General features: G+C 64.3%; 22 protein-coding genes. 12 read left to right on the top strand and 10 right to left on the bottom strand.

The features are described 5' to 3' along the window. The first annotated feature begins 28 nt into the window (after nt 1-28). Together ABG82_RS05430 and ABG82_RS05435 are read left to right on the top strand one after the other, a co-directional pair. A complete protein-coding gene (locus ABG82_RS05430; RefSeq protein WP_043078800.1) occupies nt 29-226 on the top strand; it encodes a hypothetical protein in 198 nt (65 codons plus the stop codon). Further along, nucleotides 216-857 carry an SRPBCC family protein gene (locus tag ABG82_RS05435; RefSeq protein WP_234708049.1) on the top strand — a complete coding sequence of 214 codons (642 nt, stop codon included), beginning with the start codon at nt 216-218 and terminating at the stop codon, nt 855-857. Before ABG82_RS05430 ends, ABG82_RS05435 begins: the two co-directional genes overlap by 11 nt. 25 nt (nt 858-882) lie before the next feature. On the opposite strand, the gene ABG82_RS05440 is transcribed toward ABG82_RS05435, so the two are convergent. Then, a complete protein-coding gene (locus tag ABG82_RS05440; protein WP_052511058.1) occupies nt 883-1,983 on the bottom strand; it encodes an oxygenase MpaB family protein in 1,101 nt (366 codons plus the stop codon). An 87-nt stretch (nt 1,984-2,070) separates the two neighbouring features. Between ABG82_RS05440 and ABG82_RS05445 the strand changes: the two genes are divergently transcribed. Beyond that, a complete protein-coding gene (locus tag ABG82_RS05445; RefSeq protein ID WP_043078799.1) occupies nt 2,071-2,673 on the top strand; it encodes a TetR/AcrR family transcriptional regulator in 603 nt (200 codons plus the stop codon). A gap of 111 nt (nt 2,674-2,784) precedes the next feature. After that, entirely contained in the window at nt 2,785-3,729 is a 945-nt protein-coding gene (locus tag ABG82_RS05450) for a hypothetical protein (protein WP_043078798.1), read from the top strand. 52 nt (nt 3,730-3,781) lie between these two features. Here ABG82_RS05450 and ABG82_RS05455 read toward each other — a convergent pair whose 3' ends face one another. Further along, nucleotides 3,782-4,720, bottom strand: coding sequence for an MPT63 family protein (locus ABG82_RS05455; protein ID WP_043078797.1), 939 nt, complete (start codon nt 4,718-4,720; stop codon nt 3,782-3,784). Nucleotides 4,721-4,839: 119 nt separating this feature from the next. Between ABG82_RS05455 and ABG82_RS05460 the strand changes: the two genes are divergently transcribed. After that, nucleotides 4,840-5,835, top strand: coding sequence for an immunity 63 family protein (locus tag ABG82_RS05460; protein WP_043078796.1), 996 nt, complete (start codon nt 4,840-4,842; stop codon nt 5,833-5,835). Between the two features lie 4 nt (nt 5,836-5,839). Here ABG82_RS05460 and cynS read toward each other — a convergent pair whose 3' ends face one another. From cynS to ABG82_RS05475, 3 genes are all read right to left on the bottom strand, one after another. Next, entirely contained in the window at nt 5,840-6,280 is a 441-nt protein-coding gene (gene cynS / locus ABG82_RS05465) for a cyanase (protein ID WP_043078795.1), read from the bottom strand. Nucleotides 6,281-6,316: 36 nt separating this feature from the next. Then, nucleotides 6,317-6,445, bottom strand: coding sequence for a hypothetical protein (locus ABG82_RS29130; protein ID WP_052511057.1), 129 nt, complete (start codon nt 6,443-6,445; stop codon nt 6,317-6,319). A 100-nt stretch (nt 6,446-6,545) separates the two neighbouring features. Further along, the gene (locus ABG82_RS05475) at nt 6,546-7,040 is read right to left on the bottom strand and encodes a MarR family winged helix-turn-helix transcriptional regulator (RefSeq protein WP_043078794.1); all 495 of its coding nucleotides are present in this window, start codon (nt 7,038-7,040) and stop codon (nt 6,546-6,548) included. A 54-nt stretch (nt 7,041-7,094) separates the two neighbouring features. Between ABG82_RS05475 and ABG82_RS05480 the strand changes: the two genes are divergently transcribed. Further along, a complete protein-coding gene (locus ABG82_RS05480; RefSeq protein WP_043078793.1) occupies nt 7,095-7,505 on the top strand; it encodes a DUF5313 domain-containing protein in 411 nt (136 codons plus the stop codon). A gap of 133 nt (nt 7,506-7,638) precedes the next feature. Here the strand turns inward: ABG82_RS05480 and ABG82_RS27515 are convergent, their stop codons facing one another. The 3 genes from ABG82_RS27515 to ku form a co-directional block, all read right to left on the bottom strand. Next, the gene (locus ABG82_RS27515) at nt 7,639-7,821 is read right to left on the bottom strand and encodes a hypothetical protein (protein WP_078343517.1); all 183 of its coding nucleotides are present in this window, start codon (nt 7,819-7,821) and stop codon (nt 7,639-7,641) included. Nucleotides 7,822-7,910: 89 nt separating this feature from the next. After that, nucleotides 7,911-9,140, bottom strand: a complete 1,230-nt coding sequence (locus tag ABG82_RS05485) for an Nramp family divalent metal transporter (protein ID WP_043078831.1) — start codon at nt 9,138-9,140, stop codon at nt 7,911-7,913. 96 nt (nt 9,141-9,236) lie between these two features. Next, nucleotides 9,237-10,046: a non-homologous end joining protein Ku gene (ku, locus tag ABG82_RS05490; RefSeq protein ID WP_043078830.1), complete on the bottom strand. Its 810-nt coding sequence runs from the start codon at nt 10,044-10,046 to the stop codon at nt 9,237-9,239. Between ku and ABG82_RS05495 the strand changes: the two genes are divergently transcribed. Beyond that, a complete protein-coding gene (locus tag ABG82_RS05495) occupies nt 10,036-12,375 on the top strand; it encodes an ATP-dependent DNA ligase (RefSeq protein WP_043078792.1) in 2,340 nt (779 codons plus the stop codon). The genes ku and ABG82_RS05495 overlap by 11 nt on opposite strands. Here the strand turns inward: ABG82_RS05495 and ABG82_RS05500 are convergent. Then, nucleotides 12,343-12,648, bottom strand: coding sequence for a DUF4873 domain-containing protein (locus ABG82_RS05500; RefSeq protein WP_109475911.1), 306 nt, complete (start codon nt 12,646-12,648; stop codon nt 12,343-12,345). The genes ABG82_RS05495 and ABG82_RS05500 overlap by 33 nt on opposite strands. Nucleotides 12,649-12,668: 20 nt before the next feature. After that, the gene (locus ABG82_RS05505; protein ID WP_043078790.1) at nt 12,669-13,583 is read right to left on the bottom strand and encodes an AurF N-oxygenase family protein; all 915 of its coding nucleotides are present in this window, start codon (nt 13,581-13,583) and stop codon (nt 12,669-12,671) included. Nucleotides 13,584-13,693: 110 nt separating this feature from the next. Between ABG82_RS05505 and ABG82_RS05510 the strand changes: the two genes are divergently transcribed. From ABG82_RS05510 to ppk2, 5 genes are read left to right on the top strand one after another with little or no spacing between them, the layout of a single operon-like run. Further along, nucleotides 13,694-14,344, top strand: a complete 651-nt coding sequence (locus ABG82_RS05510) for a TetR/AcrR family transcriptional regulator (RefSeq protein WP_043078789.1) — start codon at nt 13,694-13,696, stop codon at nt 14,342-14,344. Nucleotides 14,345-14,350: 6 nt separating this feature from the next. Then, nucleotides 14,351-15,100 (top strand): precorrin-6A synthase (deacetylating), encoded by a 750-nt coding sequence (gene cobF, locus ABG82_RS05515; RefSeq protein WP_043078788.1) that lies wholly within the window; start codon nt 14,351-14,353, stop codon nt 15,098-15,100. Between the two features lie 15 nt (nt 15,101-15,115). Further along, on the top strand, nt 15,116-15,979 hold the full coding sequence (locus tag ABG82_RS05520) for an Fpg/Nei family DNA glycosylase (protein WP_043078787.1): 864 nt from the start codon (nt 15,116-15,118) through the stop codon (nt 15,977-15,979). Between the two features lie 10 nt (nt 15,980-15,989). Then, complete coding sequence (locus tag ABG82_RS05525) at nt 15,990-16,739, top strand: SDR family oxidoreductase (RefSeq protein WP_043078829.1); 750 nt, start codon at nt 15,990-15,992, stop codon at nt 16,737-16,739. A gap of 53 nt (nt 16,740-16,792) precedes the next feature. Next, nucleotides 16,793-17,701 carry a polyphosphate kinase 2 gene (gene ppk2, locus ABG82_RS05530; RefSeq protein ID WP_043078786.1) on the top strand — a complete coding sequence of 303 codons (909 nt, stop codon included), beginning with the start codon at nt 16,793-16,795 and terminating at the stop codon, nt 17,699-17,701. The last annotated feature ends 28 nt before the right edge of the window (nt 17,702-17,729 follow it).

Below are 17,729 nucleotides of genomic sequence, written 5' to 3' on the forward strand. Positions count from 1 at the left end.
TTACGCACCGGCGAAACTCGCGACATGGATGACAGAGACCCTTGGCATCCAGTCCGAACTGGCCGAGGAACAGCAGGCGGCCATCAACCGCACAAACGTCAAAAAGCTGCTTGGCATCGCCCGACCTGATCGAAATGGCATCAGCGATGGAGCCGGTTCAGCTTCCCTGGGCACGCCCTGTTCGGCAGCGGTCTGCGACTGTACGGTCAGTGATGATGGCGACTGACGGTTCTTGGGATGGCTACAGCTGGGCCGAAGCCGAAGGCGCGGCCGAGAAGATGGCGCTGCGGGCACCGACGTTCGCGGTGGCGCTCGCCAAAGCGTTGACGCCCGCGCGCCGCGCCGCCTATACCGGTGGCAATCTGGCTACCGCCACCGAGAGGGTGGTCATCCAGGCTCCCGTCGGGCGCGTTTACGCACGTGTCTCCGATGTGACGCAGATGGGCAGGTGGAGCCCCGAGAATATCGGCGCCACCCTTGTCAGGGGTGGAACTGCATGCAGGGGGGCGGTTTTCGATGGCCTCAATACGCGGGGCAGGCTGCGCTGGACCACCCGATGTGAGGTGACCGTCGCCGAGGAAAACGAGTGCTTCGCGTTCAAGGTCAAAGCGATCGGTTGGGGTCGTCCACTGCTGCGGTTCCCGATTGCCACGTGGACCTACCGATTCCAGGCGATCGACAGCGGCGCCACGGCCGTCAGTGAGACGTGGGCAGTGGGTCCGTGGCCACGGCCGGTGATCGACGCGATCGAGCACTGGTCGGCGGATGGTCTGACGGGTGCGGAGATCCAACGCAGGAACATGGTGATCACGCTGCGCAACCTGAAGCGGGGCCTGGAAGCTGAGGCCCGGACCTAAGTGGGTCGAGTACCTCCGGCGCCGATCACCCAAACGGACAGCCGCCGGTGGGTCGTTCCGGAGCGGCGAAGCTATCCAGTCGATAGCCGTGATAGAAGTTGGCCAGCCGCTGGTTGCGCCGTGTCAATGAACGGGCGAGTTTCTCGTACCTGCGCTGCGCGGTGCGTGAACCGTCAAGCTCCGAACGGGCCTCGGAGAGGCGAATATTGTTGTACGACATGGGTTCTATGAGCAGTCGCGCGGGTGCCACACGCCAGACCAGCTGCAGTAGCCGCGTGTACAACGCGAACTCCAGACTGTGATGCGGTTTGAGTTCGAAGCCGATCATCTCGCGTATCTGAGGATGCATGGCCTTGGCCGAGCAGACCTGGATCACTCGCCCCGCGATGGGGCGAATCGCAAGCCACAGCGGCATCAGGGCCGGCCGGGCGGCCGCGGGCAGTAGCAGGGTGGGCAGCGGCAGTCGCATCAAACCGGCGAATTGCTGACGGAGAAATCCATTGGACTGCAGCCTGTTTTCCACCATGCCGTCGTAGTATTCGACAAAGGCGGCGTATGTTGCGGGGAATTTGCCCTTGGCGCTGGGTAATTCAAGGTCTTTGAGCAAATAGCGCTGGTATTGATATGCGGCCTCCTGTTCGGTGGGGGTCATGGTGTACCCCGTGCAGTGCGGGAAGGCCTCCATGGTGGCGTTGATGGCGCTGGCCGCAATCCATATCCAGAGTTCGGGATCCAATGCGCTGTATCGGATTCCCGCGTACTCGCCGACTCCGGTGCCCCGCACGGCACGATGCTGTTCCTTGAGCCATTCCGCGGTGTCGGCCCGCTGCCGCCGGTCTCCGGCGAACACCGATATCGCGCTGAGGGCGCTCCGGATACCGCGATCGGTGAAGTTGTCCTGGAATCTGCCCGACCGGTCCACGGACGCGGCCACCGGCACCAAGGCCACCTCGTCGAAAAGCACTCCGCCGAAGACCCCGACGAGGGGGCTGCCGAGGTGCCTGCGAAACGCGTTCATGACGCGCGGGCGAGTGCCATCCACACGCAGAAGGGCGAGACCGTCCTCCTGCGGATCCGTATCCATCTCACCGTCGTGGTCGGTGTCGAGCGGCAGTACATGCGTCATTGCATCCTCCGTTCATGTTAGGAACTTAGTGTGAATCTAACATCGCAACATCGGGTTGGGAAGTATCGCTGCGTGAGAGACTGAGCTGTGTCTGCAGATCCGGATCCGACCGGCCGGCGCATTCTCGACGCCGCGCTGCAGACCATGCTCAGCTTCGGCATTCGCCGTGCGACGGTCGATGAGATCGCGCGGCGCGCGGGTGTCTCCCATATGACGGTCTACCGGCGCTGGTCCAACAAGACCGAGCTGGTGCTCGCGGTGCTCATGCGTGAGGCGCAGACGATGTTTTCCGCCATCGATCGCGAGATCGCTGCGTTGGACGGTCCGGAGGCCAAACTGGTGGCGGGCTTCACGGGGATCTATTGGTATGTGCACACGCATCCGCTGATGCGGCGAGCCGTGGAGACCGATCCCGAATCGGTGCTGCCGGTGTTGACGAAGGGGGCCGGGCCGGCCCTTGACATGGCAACGACGTATCTGGCCGGCCATGTGAGTCGTAGCGCCGGCGATCTTGTGGAGGACCCCTACGGCGTTGCCGAAGTATTTGTGCGGCTGACTCATTCGCTGATTCTTGCGCCGAGCCCGCGCCGGGAGCTTCTCACCAGGGAAGATGCCGAGCAGTACGCGCGCCGATACATCTTGCCCATCGCGCGGGCGTTGGTCCCGACGCCGAGCCCGGCGGTCCGTTAGCGGCGCGCCGGTCCACTATGCGTGCTTTGAGCCGGTGGGCGACCGGGCCAAGTAATCTTTGTGCATTGACGATGGTCGGGGATGTAACGACTAGACATTTGGGGGTAGTGGATGGATCCGGATATCGGAGCGGGCTCGCCGGCGTCTGAGGGCTCGTCTGACGCCGCGGACACCGCACCGCTGCCAGTCCTCAACGCACTTCCCGGCATGTTGTCCGACCCCGGTCCGTTCGCTCCCGCGGAGCAGGACTTCGGCCAGCCTCCGTTCCTCGAGCAGCAGGCAGCTCCCGACGCGTACCTGGCCGGCCAGGGAACACCGCAAGCCGCGCAGCACAGTGCGCCGTATATGCAATGGCCCAGCCACGACCTGTTCGGTGGACCCGGGTCCGGGCCCGCATCCGCGCCCGCTGCCCCGGTTTCTTCGCCACCGAAGTCGACCCCGGTGGACTTCGCGTCATGGGAAGACAAGCCGGATAGAAGCAAGCGGCCGTTGATCATCGGTGGCGCCGTACTTGCGGCGGTGGTGTTGGTCGGTGGCGTTGTCGCCATCTTTGCCAGCAGTGGGGGTGGAGACGATACCCCTGCGGAATCCACGGCTGCCTCGCCGACCACGACGGTGTCCAGCAGGAATCCCGATGCGGAGACTCGCCTGCTTTCGATGCTCCCGGCGGGCTACGCGGCGTCAGCATGTAAGGCCGTCGAGCCCGCCAATGAGGCAGTCGCGCAAGTCAAATGCGGCCGCAGCGATGATCCGGAGGGCCCTATCGAGGCCAGCTATTCGCTGGTCAAGGACAAGTCCGCGCTCGCGGCCGGACTGAGTCGCCTGACGAAACGTAATGCGGTGGTGGTGTGCCCCGGCAGAATCCAGTCACCCGGACCGTGGCGTCGCAACGCCACGCCTGATCAGGTCAGTGGCACAGTGTTCTGCGGCTCGAACCAGGGGCACCCGGTGGTGGCGTGGACCGATGAGGAACGCCTTCTGCTCAGCGAGACCCGTTCCGGTGCGACAGGTCCGACTCTGGACCAGTTGTACGCCTGGTGGTCTTCGCACTCATAACAAAAACCGCCGGCCGCACAAGGCGGCCGGCGGTCAATGCCGAAACGGTTGTTTAGCCCTCGGTGGGAACCGGAGTTCCCTGGCTTCCTACTGCGCGCTGACCGTGCGGGGTGCTGTCGGACGCGGGCACGGCGGGCACACCGGGCACCGCAGCCACCGGAGGCGTACCGGTCTGCGGGGCAGCGCCCTCGGGGGCGGGAACGGCCGGGGTGGCAGTCGCAGGAGCCGGGGTCGCCGGTGCGGGCGAGGCGGGCACGGTGGTGTTGTTCAGCGGCGTGCCTTCGGCGCCCGGTGCCGGTGTGGCCGGTGTCGGGGTGGCGGTCACCGGTGCCACGGTCGGCGTGGGGGTGACTCCCGGCTGCTGCTCGTCCACCGGCGTGCCCTGGCTACCGGCGGGCAGCGGGGTGCCCTGGCTGCCGGCAGCGGCTGCCGGTACCGGGGTGGCAGTGGTGGGCGCGGTGCTGGTGGCGGGCGCGGTGTTAGAGCCGTGCGACTGGCTTGAGCCACCCGAACGCTGTGCGGGGGCGGCGGCCGGAGCGGCCTTCCAGGTGAGCAGGTCTTCGTCACCGGAGGTGTAGGTGACGGTCTCCGGGTTGGCGCCGGTCACGTCGAAGTAGATCTTGCCGGTGGTCTTCTCGCCCTGCGACAAGGTGCCGGGGTTGACGCCCTGCGCGGTCGCGACGCCGTACAGCACCCGGTAGGTCTCACCGTCGTTGGCCTTGGCGTTGAAGTTGGCGACGATCGGGATGACGCTGCCCTGGATGGCTTCGTCGGTGGCGGTGGCCTCCCACAGCGTGCCCTTGGGCTGGTAAGGCAGCTGGTCGGCGCTGACCTTGAGGTCGCTGATGGTCCACGCCTGCACGACGTCACCATTGGTCAGACGGCCCTGCTGGCCTAGTGTGGTGTCGGCGCCGGCGGTCGGCATGAGGGCCAGTCCCGCAGCCGCCGCGGCGGCTGCCACGGCGGCGGTGATAGGCACATTGATCTTCACGATGTGGTCTCCTTGACGTCCGGATTGCTCCCCCCAGCGGGGACGGTCTGTCGGTAAAACTAACAGGTCTGGGTGCACCATCGTCGCCCGAAGTACACGATTGCCATACGGTTAAGAACATGACGGTTGATTCCACCGGTCACGAGGGGGCCGCGCCGGAGCCAGACGACTGGCCGCCCGACGCACGTACGTTCACGATCCGTGCTGCCGCGGACGATGCCGCGCCCAGCCTGGCTGCCGAACTACCTATTACCGCAACAGAACTCGGCATGCTGGACGGTGATGTCAGCCACCCGGTGCAATTCTGCAGCGTGCTGCTGGAACCCCCGGTCAAGCACCGGTTCGACGCCGCCGACGCCGCCCGGTACGAACAGGAGTACTGCGACCGGGACGATGACGGTGAGTTCTTCATGGTGCATGTCGCGTTGTTGGGTCCCCGGCGCCCGGGAGTTTCCCTCGCGCCGGGCGCCCGCGATGTCCTTGTTGACGTCGCCTATGTCGTCGACCTGTCGCTGGAAGAGGACGGGGTGCTCAATCCGGCCAAGGTCGACTGGGCGGGCGGGGCAATCGTCGATGTCGTCGGTGGCGCACCGGCCGAGCAGACGGCCCCGGCGCCCGCGGATCAGCAGCCGCCGGCGGAGCCCACACCGCCGGTCAGCCCTGCGGCCGCGGCGCCCGAACCCGGGAGCCCGGGCAGCTCGGAGTGGGTCCGCGAGCAGGTTGATGTGCGCATCGCGGTGCTGAGTCGACTCGCAGGCGAGGTGGCGATCTCTGAGGTGCCGGTGCCCACCGAGCTGGCCAAGGGCGAACGGCACTCAAATACCGCGCCGCAGTACGTGCTGGACGGGGCCCAGTTCTGGTACCACACGCGGGATCCGAAGAAGGGGTTCGTCTGGAAGACGACGACCAACCCGAACGAGCTCATCTATTGGTGCATCGACGATGTCGCCAGGGGATTGGCGTGGCGGTGGACGCAGCAGGCGGCCACCTACAAGACGATGCCCCCGGCGATGGCGCAGCGCACGCTATGGGCGCCGTACTGGCAACTGCTGATGAACGCGCTCGACACCAAATGGGGTGCCATCACGGGGCGCAACATCCGCGGCCTGCTGTAACGGATCACCAGCGATAGTCGAGGAACTTCCCGTCGAAGGTCAGCACCACACGATCACCGTCGGGGTCCGGGCGGCGGGTCACGTCGACCTTGAAGTTGATGGCACTCATGATGCCGTCGCCAAACTCTTCGTGGATGGCTTCCTTGATCGCGGGCCCATAGACGCTGAGCGCCTCATAGAGGCGGTAGATGGTCGGATCCGCGGGAGCGCCGCCGTCCAGCGTGCCGCGGTAAGGCTGCGCGCACAGTGCGCTGGTGACCTGCGGCCCCAGATCGAGCAGCTCGGCGACCTTCTTGGCCTTGGCCTCGGGCACCGGGTGCTGACCCAGCAGCGCGGCGATGGTCCAAATCAACGGTGAATCAATAGCTTCCGCGATTTGTTGCCATGTCAGATTCTTCTCGACACGGCGCGAAGTGATCAGTTCGGCGGCTTCATTCTTCGTCATGACGTCAGAAAAACAGACGTCAGGCGTCCGCGCAAACTAGCGCTGCCACAAGCCTTTCTGGGCATCGCGTTGGTAGTAGTTCATCGAGTTCTCGCCACTGGCTGTCCAGAGCATGGCCACGGTGATGAGAACGATCGCGATGAGTACTCCTGAGTCCGTCCACATGATGACCTCCTTGGTATATCAATCGGTCTACTTCATAGTGCAGCACGTAGACCGATCGGTGTACAGGGGAATGTGTCGGGCGTCACAGACGACTTGCCGGCTACTCCGTGTCGAGGGCCCCGGCGGCCAGCGCGGCGGTGTTGACCCTGGTGAGCACCCCGTGGAGATTCTCGAGCTCGGCGAGGCTGACGCCCAGGCGTTCCACCACGGCGGCGGGGACTTCGAGCGCCTTTTGACGTAGCGCGGCACCTTGCGTGGTCAGGGTGACGTGGGTGGTGCGCTCGTCCGTGGTGCTGCGGGGGCGGGTGATGAGCCCAAGTGATTCCAGCCGTTTGAGCATGGGCGAGATGGTTGCCGAATCGGTTTGCAGTAGTGCGGCGATCTGCTTGACGGACAAGGCTTCTCGGGAATCTGCGCTGCCGCTCTTGGCGTGATCCCAAAGGGCCAGCATCACCAGGTACTGGGGATGCGTTATCCCGAGGGGTGCCAGCAATGGCCGGTACACCGCCAATACCGCGCGGTTGGTCACGGCCAGCGCGAAGCACACCTGCCGTTCCAGGGCCAGTGGGTCTACCTCCGGCGTGACTGCGGTCATTCTCACTGTCCTTGCTATTAGTTAGTGCACTAATTATTAGTCTACAATCTAGTTATGGCCGCCGATCGTCCGAATCTTCTCCAGTACGTCGCCTACTGCTACGGAAAGCGTCTGCCCGACTCGATGCGGGAATGGGTGGCCAATGATTTGGCGGGTAAGGGGGCTGTGCGTCGGCACATCTTGCGGTGCGCGATTCCGCCGCTGTTCATACTCGCGCCGTTTTGGCTGCTACCCGCGTCGCTCTATGTCCACATGGAGATGACGGTGCCCATCTATGTGTGGGTGCTGATCATGGCGCACGCCCTCAACAAGGTGTGGCGGCGGCATCGGCTGGTGCAGCACGATCTGGATCCGGGTTTGGTGGATGTGCTCAAGCGTCAGAAGGATGCGCGTATCCACGAGGACTATGCCCGCAGATTTGGGCCGCGCTCGAGCGACGGCCATTCCAGCAGTGGGCCTATCTAAACCCGCAATACCGCGAAACGCGCTGGGGCGCTAGATTATTGCCGGTAAGTGGCTAGTGGTCGACGACGCTCCCGCGGGGCTCGTCCGGGGGTGAGTCCCGTGCGCTCCGCGGGGCGGTCGGCAACGCTGGGTGCTAGTCCCAGTGCTTCCAGTGGCCCTTGCCGCGCCAGCCGTTGTTTCCGTGCCAGCCGCGGTCCCAACCACGGTCCCAGCCGGAGTCGGCGCACACGGTAACTCGGGGGTAGGTGTCGACGGAGCCGCAAATGTCAGGATCGGCCTTTGCCGGGGTTGCGGAGGCGATACCGCCCAGGAACAAACCACTAGCAACGACTCCAATTGCCAGCCCAAATCGACTGGCTGAGGGCAGGATTCGTTTCATGATTCACAGCCTACTCCCAGGTGAAACTAGTTCGCAAGGGTAAGTAAAATCAGGACAACGTTGAGCACCGAAATTAGCGCGGCGATGATCCAGCCCAGCAACGTGGTAACCCGATGGTTGACATCGGTGCCCATCAGCCGGCGATCACTGGTCAATCGGATCAGGGGGATGAGGGCGAACGGGATGCCGAAGGACAGCACCACCTGTGACAGCACCAGCGCGCGGGTGGGGTCGATCCCGGCCGCCAGGATCGCCAGTGCGGGCAGCAGGGTGATCAGCCGTCGCGCGACGATCGGAACGGACCGGCGCAGCAGTCCTTGCATGATCATTGCCCCGGCGTAGGCGCCCACCGATGAGGATGCGAGACCGGAGGCCAACAGTCCGATCGCGAACAGCAGTGCCACGGTGGGGCCGAGGCTGTCGCGCACTGCCGCGTGCGCACCTTCGATGGTGTCGACGCCGTCGCGTCCCCGCAGATTTGTAGCCGCCACCAGCAGCATTGCCATGTTCACGGCGCCCGCGAACACCATTGCGAGGCTCACATCCCAGCGGGTGATGCGAAGCAGCCTGCGTCGCGGTTCGCCATCCTCGGGTTGCCCGTGCCGGTCCAGGGCCAGGCCGGAATGTAGGTACACCGCATGCGGCATCACCGTCGCACCCAGCATCGCCGTCGCCAGTAGCAGGCTCTCGGTGCCCTGGAAGCGGGGGATGAGCCCGGCCGCGGCCTCGGCCAATGGCGGGGGTTCCACCACGACGCTGGCCAGGAAGCCGATCGCAATGATGGCCAACAGGCCGGAGATCACGTATTCAAAGGAGCGCTGGCCGCGACGGTCCTGCACGGTCAGTAGCGCCATGGAGACGATTCCGGTGATGACGCCGCCAAGGAGCAGAGGCAGGTTGAACAGCAGGTTCAGCGCGATCGCGCCGCCCACCACCTCTGCTAAATCTGTTGCTATGGCGACTAGTTCGGCTTGGAGCCAAAACATCAGCCGGGTGGGGCGGGACATGCGCTGGCCGATGGCTTCGGGCAGTGACTGGCCGGAGACCAGGCCCAGCTTCGCTGAGAGGTATTGCACCAGGCCGGCCATCACATTGGCGGTGACGATCACCCACACCAGCAAGAAGCCGTACTTGGCGCCGGCGCTCACGTTCGAGGCGACGTTTCCGGGGTCGACATAGGCGATGGCTGCGACGAAGGCGGGTCCCAGTAGGTGGAGCCCGCGCAATGGCCGTGCCTGCTTCTGCCGCTCCAGCACGTACACCTCCGTTTTCAAGTACTCCGAATAGAAAAGTTAGAGTACCCGAAACTTTGTGGCTGGGCGAGCGCGCTGCGGTACGGCGGAGCCCCCTGCTTAGTTGGTGCTGGCCTTCTGCGCCTGGCGCTTCTTGACACTGGCTTCGAGCTTGGCCAGCAGATCCGACACATCGGTGGTGTCCAGCTCGGTCGGAGCCTCTTCCTTGGTGAAGGCTTCGCCGCCCTCCAGCTTTGCCTCCACCATCTCCAGCAGCTGCGACTGGTAGGTGTCGTTGTATCGGCTCGGATCGAAATCGTCGGCCATCGATTCCACGACCTGCCCCGCCATCGAAAGCTCAGCGGGCTTGATCTTCACTTCCTGGTCCAATACCGGGAAGTCGGGCTCACGAATTTCGTCGGGCCACAGCAGGGTATGGATGATCATCACCTGACGCGCGCCAAAGTCTTTGACCCGCAGCGCCGCCAGCCGTGTCTTGTTGCGCAGCGCGAAATGCACGATCGCCACCCGGTCGGTCTGTGCGAGAGTCTGTGCCAGCAGCACATACGATTTCGAGGACTTGCTGTCCGGCTCCAGGTAATAACTCTTGTCGTACATCAGCGGATCGAGTTCGGCGGCGGGGATGAACTCCAATACCTCGATCTCCCGGCTGGACTCGGCGGGCAGGCTCGCCAGGTCCTCGTCGGTGATGACGACGGTGCGGCCGTCCTCGGCCTCGTAGGCCTTGTTGATATCCCGGAACTCGACGACCTCGCCGCATTCTTCGCAGGTGCGTTTGTAGCGGATCCTGCCGTTGTCTTTGTTGTGGACCTGATGGAACTTGAGGTCGTGGTCCTCGGTCGCGCTGTATACCTTGACAGGGACGTTCACCAGCCCGAAGGCGAGGGAGCCCTTCCAGATGGAACGCATATCCCCAGTATGGCCCACCGGAGCCGCGGAGTCGGCGACATCCGGCCCGGGGGCGACCGCGTTCGTCCGACTGTCCAATGCGGAGAAAGTGCTGTATCCGGCCAGGGGTGCCGCCGCGGCCACCACCAAGGCGGATGTCTTCGGCTACTACACCGCGATCGCACCTTTCATGCTGCCGCACATCGCGGGTCGTCCGGTGACCCGCAAGCGATGGCCCAACGGCGTTGATCAGCCATCCTTCTTCGAGAAGGACTTGGCCGCTTCGGCGCCCGAGTGGCTTCCGCGACGGCGCATCGAGCACAAGTCCCGCTATGTCACCTACCCGCTGATCGATACCTCGGTGGCCCTGGCGTGGATCGCGCAGCAGGCGGCCCTTGAGGTGCACGTGCCACAGTGGCGGTTCGTAGGTGAAAATCCGGGTCCGGCAACCCGATTGGTCTTCGACCTGGATCCGGGGGAGGGTGTGACCATGCCGCAGCTGGCGCTGGTCGCCAGGGCCGTACGCGATGTGCTCGCCGATATTGGCCTGACGACGTTTCCCTTGACCAGCGGGAGTAAGGGTCTGCACCTGTATGTGCCGCTGGCGCAACCGGTCAGCTCATCCGGTGCGGTGGCCGTGGCGAAGAAGGTCGCCGTTCAGCTGGAGCAGACCATGCCCGACTTGGTGACTGCCACCATGACCCGACAGCTGCGCGCGGGCAAGATTTTTGTGGACTGGAGCCAGAACAGCGGTTCCAAGACGACGGTGGCTCCGTACTCGCTGCGCGGCCGTGAGACGCCGACCGTCGCCGCGCCGCGCACGTGGGAAGAGCTGGATGACCCCGCGTTGCGCCAGTTGCGTTACGACGAAGTGCTGACGCGGGCCGAGCGTGACGGCGATCTGCTGGCGGGCCTCGACGACGCGGAGGTCTCCGGGGACAGGCTGTCTGTCTACCGCAGCATGCGTGACCCCGCGCGCACGCCAGAACCCGTCCCGGCAGTGAAACCGGAAGCCGGACAGGATAATTCATTTGTCATTCAGGAGCATCACGCCACCGCGCTGCACTATGACTTTCGGCTGGAGCGTGATGGTGTGCTGGTCTCGTGGGCGGTGCCCAAGAATCTGCCCCTGGAGCCGGCGGTCAACCATCTCGCGGTGCACACCGAGGACCACCCGCTGGAGTACGGGGGTTTCGAAGGCGTCATCCCGAAGGGCGAGTATGGGGCCGGTGAGGTGACCATCTGGGACTCGGGTACCTACGACACCGAGAAGTTCATCGATCCGCACGACGATGACGAAGCCAAAGGTGAGGTCATCGTCACGCTGCACGGTCGGCGAATCACGGGACGGTACGCGCTGATTCGAACGAACGGCAAGCAGTGGCTGGCGCACCGGATGAAGGATCAGCGATCTGCTGCCTCGATGCCCGTCGGCGCCGCGCCGATGCTACCGACCGCTGGATCGGTGGCGGGCCTTGATGCCGATGAATGGGCGTTTGAAGGCAAGTGGGACGGCTACCGGCTCATTCTGGAGTGCGACCGCGGACAGCTGAGAGCGCTGGCGCGCAGTGGGCGCGACGTGACCGCCGAATTCCCGGCACTGCGGCGACTTGCCCACGAATTGGCCGACCATCGCGTGGTGCTCGACGGGGAAGTGGTGGTGCTTGATCACAAGGGCCTACCCAGCTTTGCGCTGCTACAAAATCGGACCGCGGGCACAGACACAGAGTTCTGGGCGTTCGATCTGCTGTATTTGGACGGAAAGTCCTTGCTGCGCACCAAGTATCGCGACCGTCGCCGGCTGCTTGAGGTGCTGGGGTCTGGTACCGAATCGATGACAGTTCCGGATCTACTGTCCGGCGACGGCGTCGCGGCTCTCGCGTACTCGCATGACCACGGTTGGGAAGGGGTGGTCGCCAAGAGGCTCGACTCCACCTATGGACCTGGCCGCACGCGGTCCTGGATCAAGGCGAAGAACTGGAGCAGCCAAGAGGTCGTCATCGGTGGCTGGCGCAAGGGGCAGGGTGGGCGCAGTAGCGGAATAGGGGCACTGCTCATGGGGATACCGTTCCAGGACGGACTGCGCTACGCCGGGCGGGTGGGCACCGGTTTCACGGAGAAGGAACTCGCCGCGCTCAAGGAACGATTGGAGCCGCTGCACCGCGCCGAATCGCCCTTCAGCGCAGAGCTGTCCGCGGTCGAGGCCAAGGACGTGCAGTTCGTCGAGCCGGTACTGGTCGCCGAGGTCCGCTACGGCGATCGCACGCCCGGCGGAATCCTGAAGCACTCCAGCTGGCGTGGTCTGCGCCCCGACAAGTCAGTTCGCGACGTCGAGCTCGATCTCGGGTAGCGGGTATGGCGGTGCACCGACACCGGCCACCGAAAAGTGACCCCATGGGGTCTGCTCGGTGATGCGCCCCTGTGCGCTGGTATCGCCCACGGCAATGGTGACCTGAGTTCCGCCCTTGAGCTCCCCACCCTCTGGCTTGGCGTAAATGGTTCCCTGCCAGTGGAACTTGCCGTCCAGCGGGTTGAAGAAGCCGATCAGGCGAATCCGGGATTCGACGGTGAATTCGCCCGCGGTGATGACGGCGGCGCCGTCGAAGACATCATCGTCTTCCACGTCGTTCCTGCCGGGATCGTTCACGCGACGAATCCCGTTCTGCGCCACATGCGCCGCGATAGCCAGCCCATCAGCCCGGTCTCCTCCAAAAACTTGTGCAGCGGCGCAAAGCCGGTTTGCGAGGCGTCCTGGAAGGCTGGGTTGCGGCGTGCCAGTCGCATGGTTTCACGACCGGGAAGCCCGACGGCCTCGTACATCTTCTTGTTGGTCAGTAGGTACCGGAAGATGGGACCGCCCAGGCCGTTGGTGAGTCGTAGCAGGATCTTGACCCGCCGCGGAGTGCGGTCCAGGCGCTGGCGAATGCCGTCACGAGCGAACTGGATGTGCCGGGCTTCCTCGGTCACGTGAATCCGCATGAGCCGCTGCACAAGTGGCTGCAGCTCGGGGTCGTCCATGATCTCGCGCTGCAGGGCGTCGAAGATCTCCTCGCCGATGAGGGCGGCGACCCATAACACCGGGCCTTTGAGCGCCAGCGGCAACAGGTTGGCCAGCACTCGCTGATGCCACGGCATCCGGTACGGCGGCAGGCCGGTCTTTTCGATGGCTTTGGCGAACATCGTCATGTGACGGGTCTCGTCACCGATCTCGGCCAGGGAGTACAGCGTCTCGCTGCTGATGGGGTTGGCGTGCATCATCACCCGCAGCAAACCCTGGTTGAGCATGTTCTCGAACCAGATGCCGGTGGAGAGCAGATTCACCATCTCGTGCCGGGAGAGTTCGATCTGCTCGGCGCGCGACATGTTGTTCCACACCTCGGTGCCGTACAGCGACACGACCTTGGGTGGCAGGTAGTACTTATCAGGGTCTAACGGCGCATCCCAGTCCAGATCCACGATCGGCTGGTATGAGCGGCGCACCGTGCCCTTGAGGAGTCGGTCGGAGTATTCCTCCCGATTCGGGGTGCGAGCGGGGCCGTTGTTAAGGGTAGCCGTCACCGTTGACAGTCCTTTCCGTTAAGATGTCAAACGTAAACGTTGCAGGTTGAAGGCGTCAAGTGGGACGCGAAGTGCCACGTAATTTCCGTGGCGAGTGAAAGTGAGCACCGATGAAAGTGAGCCGGTCGAGCCACCGCGGACGCACCCGCGACCACGGCGAGATTCGCCGTCGCATCCTCGATGCCGCTGAAGAATGCTTGCTGGAGCACGGTTACGAGGCGCGTCTGCACGCACTGATCGCCAAGAAGGCGGGCCTGTCGCGGCCCACTGTCTATAAACACGTGGGTGATCAGGCGGCAATCATTGAGGCACTGTTTCACCGGGAATTTCTGCGCTTTGGCGAAATGTTGGCGCCGGTTTTCGCGACCGCCGAGAATCCGCGTGCCGGATTCATCGACGCCATTGTGCGCATCGTGCAGCACGGTCGCCATCATCCGTTGCTGCAGAAGGGTCTCAAGGAGAACCCCGAGCAGGTGCTGCCATACCTGACGGTGAAGGCACGTCCGTTCATCGACCAGACGACGATCCTGCTCGCGCCCTACTTCCGGCAACTACTCACCGAGGCGCAGCTGGCCTCCATCAACGTCAAGGCCGCCGCCGAATGGAGCTTCCGGATCGCAGCCTCCCTCTTGGTGACGCCCGGTGTTGTGGAGACTCAGACCGATGAGCAGCTGGGCGAGTTCATCGGCAACCTGCTCACCGTCTCGGCGATCACCGAGGAGATCTCGACGGTGATGACCCCCGATTCGGCTGCTTCGTAAGTCGCGATGCGACGAATTCGCGTCATCGGGATCGGCGCCGGCCATCCCGAATACCTGACCGTGCAAGCAATCGCGGCGCTCAACGAGGTCGACGCGTTCTTCGTCGCCGACAAGGGCGACACCAAAGACGATCTGGTCGAGCTGCGCCGGCACATCTGCGAGCGTTACATCACCGATCCCGACTACCGATTCGTCGAATTGCCCGATCCGGTACGCGGCACGGGCGAGTACCGCGGTGCGGTGACACAGTGGCATGCCGAGCGGGCTGCCCTATGGGGCAAGGCGATAGCCGCCAATCTGGCTGACGGAGCTACGGGGGCCTTTCTCGCATGGGGCGACCCGTCGCTCTACGACAGCACGCTGCGGATCTTGGACACCATCCTGGCGGATGACCCGAACGCATTCGAGTACGACGTGCTGCCCGGCATCACCGCGATCTCCGTGCTGACTGCCCGGCACCGAATTGTGTTGAATGGCATCGGCGAACCAGTGCTGATCACCACGGGGCGCCGGCTACTGGATGAGTGGCCCCGGACTGGAACTGTCGTGGTGATGCTTGACGGGGCGTGCGCGTTCCAACAGCTTGACCCGTCGACTCAGATCTGGTGGGGAGCGTATCTGGGCACCGAACACGAACTGTTGGTGGCGGGCACGGTCGGTGAGGTGGGCGACAGGATCGCGCGGGTGCGCGCCGAAGCCCGGGCCGACCACGGCTGGATCATGGATACCTACCTGCTGCGGAGTGTCGGGGAGTAGGGGCACACTGGGCCCATGCCCGAACTACCGGAAGTCGAGGCACTGGCGGATCATCTGCGCCGCCACGCCGTGGGGACCACCATCGGCCGCATCGACGTCTCGGCGTTGTCCGTGCTCAAGACCTTCGATCCGCCCATTACCGCGCTGCATGGCCAGACGGTGACGGGCGCGACACGGTGGGGCAAGTATCTGGGTCTGCACGCCGGGGAGCTGTATCTCATCGCCCATTTGTCCCGCGCGGGATGGCTGCGCTGGTCGGACAAACTGACGGCGGTACCGCTCAAGCCGGGCAAGGGGCCCATCGCACTGCGGGTACATCTCGGAACACCGGGCGACGCAGCAGGATTCGATCTCACCGAGGCCGGCACCCAGAAACGGTTGGCCGTGTGGGTGGTTACGGACCCGATGGACGTCCCGCAGATCGCGTCTCTGGGGCCCGACGCGCTGTCCCTCACCGCCGAGGGGCTGGCCGACATATTGGCCGGAACCACCGCACGCCTCAAGAACGTGATCACAGACCAGCGGATGATCGCCGGGATCGGCAATGCCTACAGCGACGAGATCCTGCATGTGGCCAAGCTGTCTCCATTCGCGGGCGCAAAGACGCTTTCTGGGGGCCAATTGGCCGCGCTCTATGAGGCGATGCAGTCGGTACTCACCGATGCGGTGCAGCGCAGTGTGGGACAACAGGCCGCAACTCTCAAGGGGGAGAAGCGATCCGGATTGCGGGTGCATGCGCGGACCGGAATGCCCTGCCCGGTGTGCGGCGATCTGGTGCGGGAGGTGTCATTCGCCGACAAATCGTTTCAGTACTGCCCGACATGCCAGACCGGCGGCAAGGTGCTGGCCGACCGTCGGCTCTCGCGACTCCTCAAATAAAGTGGCGAACGTGACGCGACAGAAGATCCTCATCACCGGGGCGAGCTCCGGCCTGGGCGCCGAGATGGCCCGTCAGTTCGCCGCCAAGGGGCGAGACCTGGCGCTGTGCGCCCGGCGCACCGAGGCACTGGAAGAGCTCAAGGCAGAGCTGTTGGCCGCCAACCCCGGCATCAAGGTCGCTGTGCGGTCCCTGGATGTGACCGATCACGAGTCGGTGCCGGTGATCTTCGGTGAGCTGCGTGACGAGCTCGGTGGCCTGGATCGGGTGGTCGTGAACGCCGGGATCGCCAAGGGCTGGCATCTGGGCGGCGGTAAGTCGTGGGCCAACATCCAGACCATCGAAACCAACCTCATCGGCGCTCTGGTGCAGATCGAGGCGGCGCTGGCACTGTTCAAGGAGCAGGGCCACGGGCACCTGGTCCTCATCTCCTCGGTGACGGCTGCCAAGGGGCTGCCCGGCACCAAGGCCGCCTATGCGGCCAGCAAGGCCGGGCTTTCCTCGCTCGGTGAGTCGCTCCGTGCCGAATATGCCAGTGGCCCAATCAAGGTCAGCACCATCGAGCCCGGCTACATCCAGACCGACCTGAGCGCCAAATCGCCCACCACGCCGATGATGGTGGACACCAAGACCGGTGTGACCGCCATGGTTGACGCCATCGAGAAAGAGCCCGGCCGCGCCGCGGTGCCGCGCTGGCCGTGGGCCCCGGTGACCTTGATCATGCGCCTGATTCCGCCCCGGCTGGCCGGACGCCTCGCGTAATCGGCCAAGGGTTTCCCACATGGGACTTTGTGCCCACGTGCGATGCTGAACCCATGGCCGACCAAGAGAAACCCAACACTTCAGTCACGGTGGACTACGCCGCCGAACTCGACGAGCTGGCGAGCCTGCGTGGCGGTATCAGTCGCAGTAAAGAGGCCAAGGACGCCTGGAAACAGGGCTATCCATACGACGAGAAGCTCGGCCGCAAAGAGTATGAGAAGACCAAGCGCAAGCTGCAGATCGAACTGCTGAAGCTGCAGCTGTGGGTCAAGGAGCGCGGCGAGAAGATCTGCATCATCTTCGAGGGACGCGACGCCGCCGGTAAGGGCGGATCGATCAAGAGGTTCACCGAGCATCTCAATCCCCGTGGCGCACGCGTGGTGGCGCTCGAGAAGCCCACGTCGGTGGAGCAGACACAGTGGTACTTCCAGCGCTACACCGCACACCTGCCCAGTGGCGGTGAGATCGTGCTGATGGACCGTTCCTGGTACAACCGGGCCGGTGTCGAGCGGGTGATGGGTTACTGCACTCCCTCGCAGGTCGCCGAATTCCTGCGTGAGGCACCGGAATATGAACGCATGCTGGTGAATTCGGGGACGCACCTGATCAAGTTGTGGTTCTCGGTGAGCCGTAAGGAACAGCTGGCTCGCTTCGAGGCGCGACGCACCGATCCCGTCCGCCACTGGAAACTCTCGCCGACTGACCTTGCGTCTCTGGACAAGTGGGACGCCTATACCGAGGCCAAGGAAGCCATGTTCTTCTACACCGATACCGACAGTGCGCCCTGGACTGTGGTGAAGAGCAATGACAAGAAGCGCGCCCGGCTGGAGGCGATGCGGCACGTGCTAGCGCAATTCGATTACGACAACAAGGACGCGGACGCCGTGGGTAGCCCCGATCCGCTGATCGTCGGACCCGCCTCGGCGATTTTCGAAGAGGGAGAAAAGGCCGGTTCACGCTAGTCGGCTGGCGTGCCAGGGCTGTTTCCGG

Source organism: Mycobacteroides immunogenum, from assembly GCF_001605725.1.
GTDB lineage: Bacteria > Actinomycetota > Actinomycetes > Mycobacteriales > Mycobacteriaceae > Mycobacterium > Mycobacterium immunogenum.

What these genes read in the sequence shown, in the direction of transcription:
- ABG82_RS05520 (WP_043078787.1), top strand. Translation starts at nt 15,116, where the DNA reads ATGCCCGAACTACCGGAAGTCGAGGCACTGGCGGATCATCTGCGCCGC.
- ABG82_RS05435 (WP_234708049.1), top strand. Translation starts at nt 216, where the DNA reads ATGGCGACTGACGGTTCTTGGGATGGCTACAGCTGGGCCGAAGCCGAA.
- ppk2 (WP_043078786.1), top strand. Translation starts at nt 16,793, where the DNA reads ATGGCCGACCAAGAGAAACCCAACACTTCAGTCACGGTGGACTACGCC.
- ABG82_RS05475 (WP_043078794.1), bottom strand. Translation starts at nt 7,040, where the DNA reads ATGACCGCAGTCACGCCGGAGGTAGACCCACTGGCCCTGGAACGGCAG.
- ku (WP_043078830.1), bottom strand. Translation starts at nt 10,046, where the DNA reads ATGCGTTCCATCTGGAAGGGCTCCCTCGCCTTCGGGCTGGTGAACGTC.
- ABG82_RS05450 (WP_043078798.1), top strand. Translation starts at nt 2,785, where the DNA reads ATGGATCCGGATATCGGAGCGGGCTCGCCGGCGTCTGAGGGCTCGTCT.
- cynS (WP_043078795.1), bottom strand. Translation starts at nt 6,280, where the DNA reads ATGACGAAGAATGAAGCCGCCGAACTGATCACTTCGCGCCGTGTCGAG.
- ABG82_RS05460 (WP_043078796.1), top strand. Translation starts at nt 4,840, where the DNA reads ATGACGGTTGATTCCACCGGTCACGAGGGGGCCGCGCCGGAGCCAGAC.
- ABG82_RS29130 (WP_052511057.1), bottom strand. Translation starts at nt 6,445, where the DNA reads ATGTGGACGGACTCAGGAGTACTCATCGCGATCGTTCTCATCACCGTG.
- ABG82_RS05495 (WP_043078792.1), top strand. Translation starts at nt 10,036, where the DNA reads ATGGAACGCATATCCCCAGTATGGCCCACCGGAGCCGCGGAGTCGGCG.
- ABG82_RS05430 (WP_043078800.1), top strand. Translation starts at nt 29, where the DNA reads ATGACAGAGACCCTTGGCATCCAGTCCGAACTGGCCGAGGAACAGCAG.
- ABG82_RS05440 (WP_052511058.1), bottom strand. Translation starts at nt 1,983, where the DNA reads ATGACGCATGTACTGCCGCTCGACACCGACCACGACGGTGAGATGGAT.
- ABG82_RS05510 (WP_043078789.1), top strand. Translation starts at nt 13,694, where the DNA reads ATGAAAGTGAGCCGGTCGAGCCACCGCGGACGCACCCGCGACCACGGC.
- ABG82_RS05480 (WP_043078793.1), top strand. Translation starts at nt 7,095, where the DNA reads ATGGCCGCCGATCGTCCGAATCTTCTCCAGTACGTCGCCTACTGCTAC.
- cobF (WP_043078788.1), top strand. Translation starts at nt 14,351, where the DNA reads ATGCGACGAATTCGCGTCATCGGGATCGGCGCCGGCCATCCCGAATAC.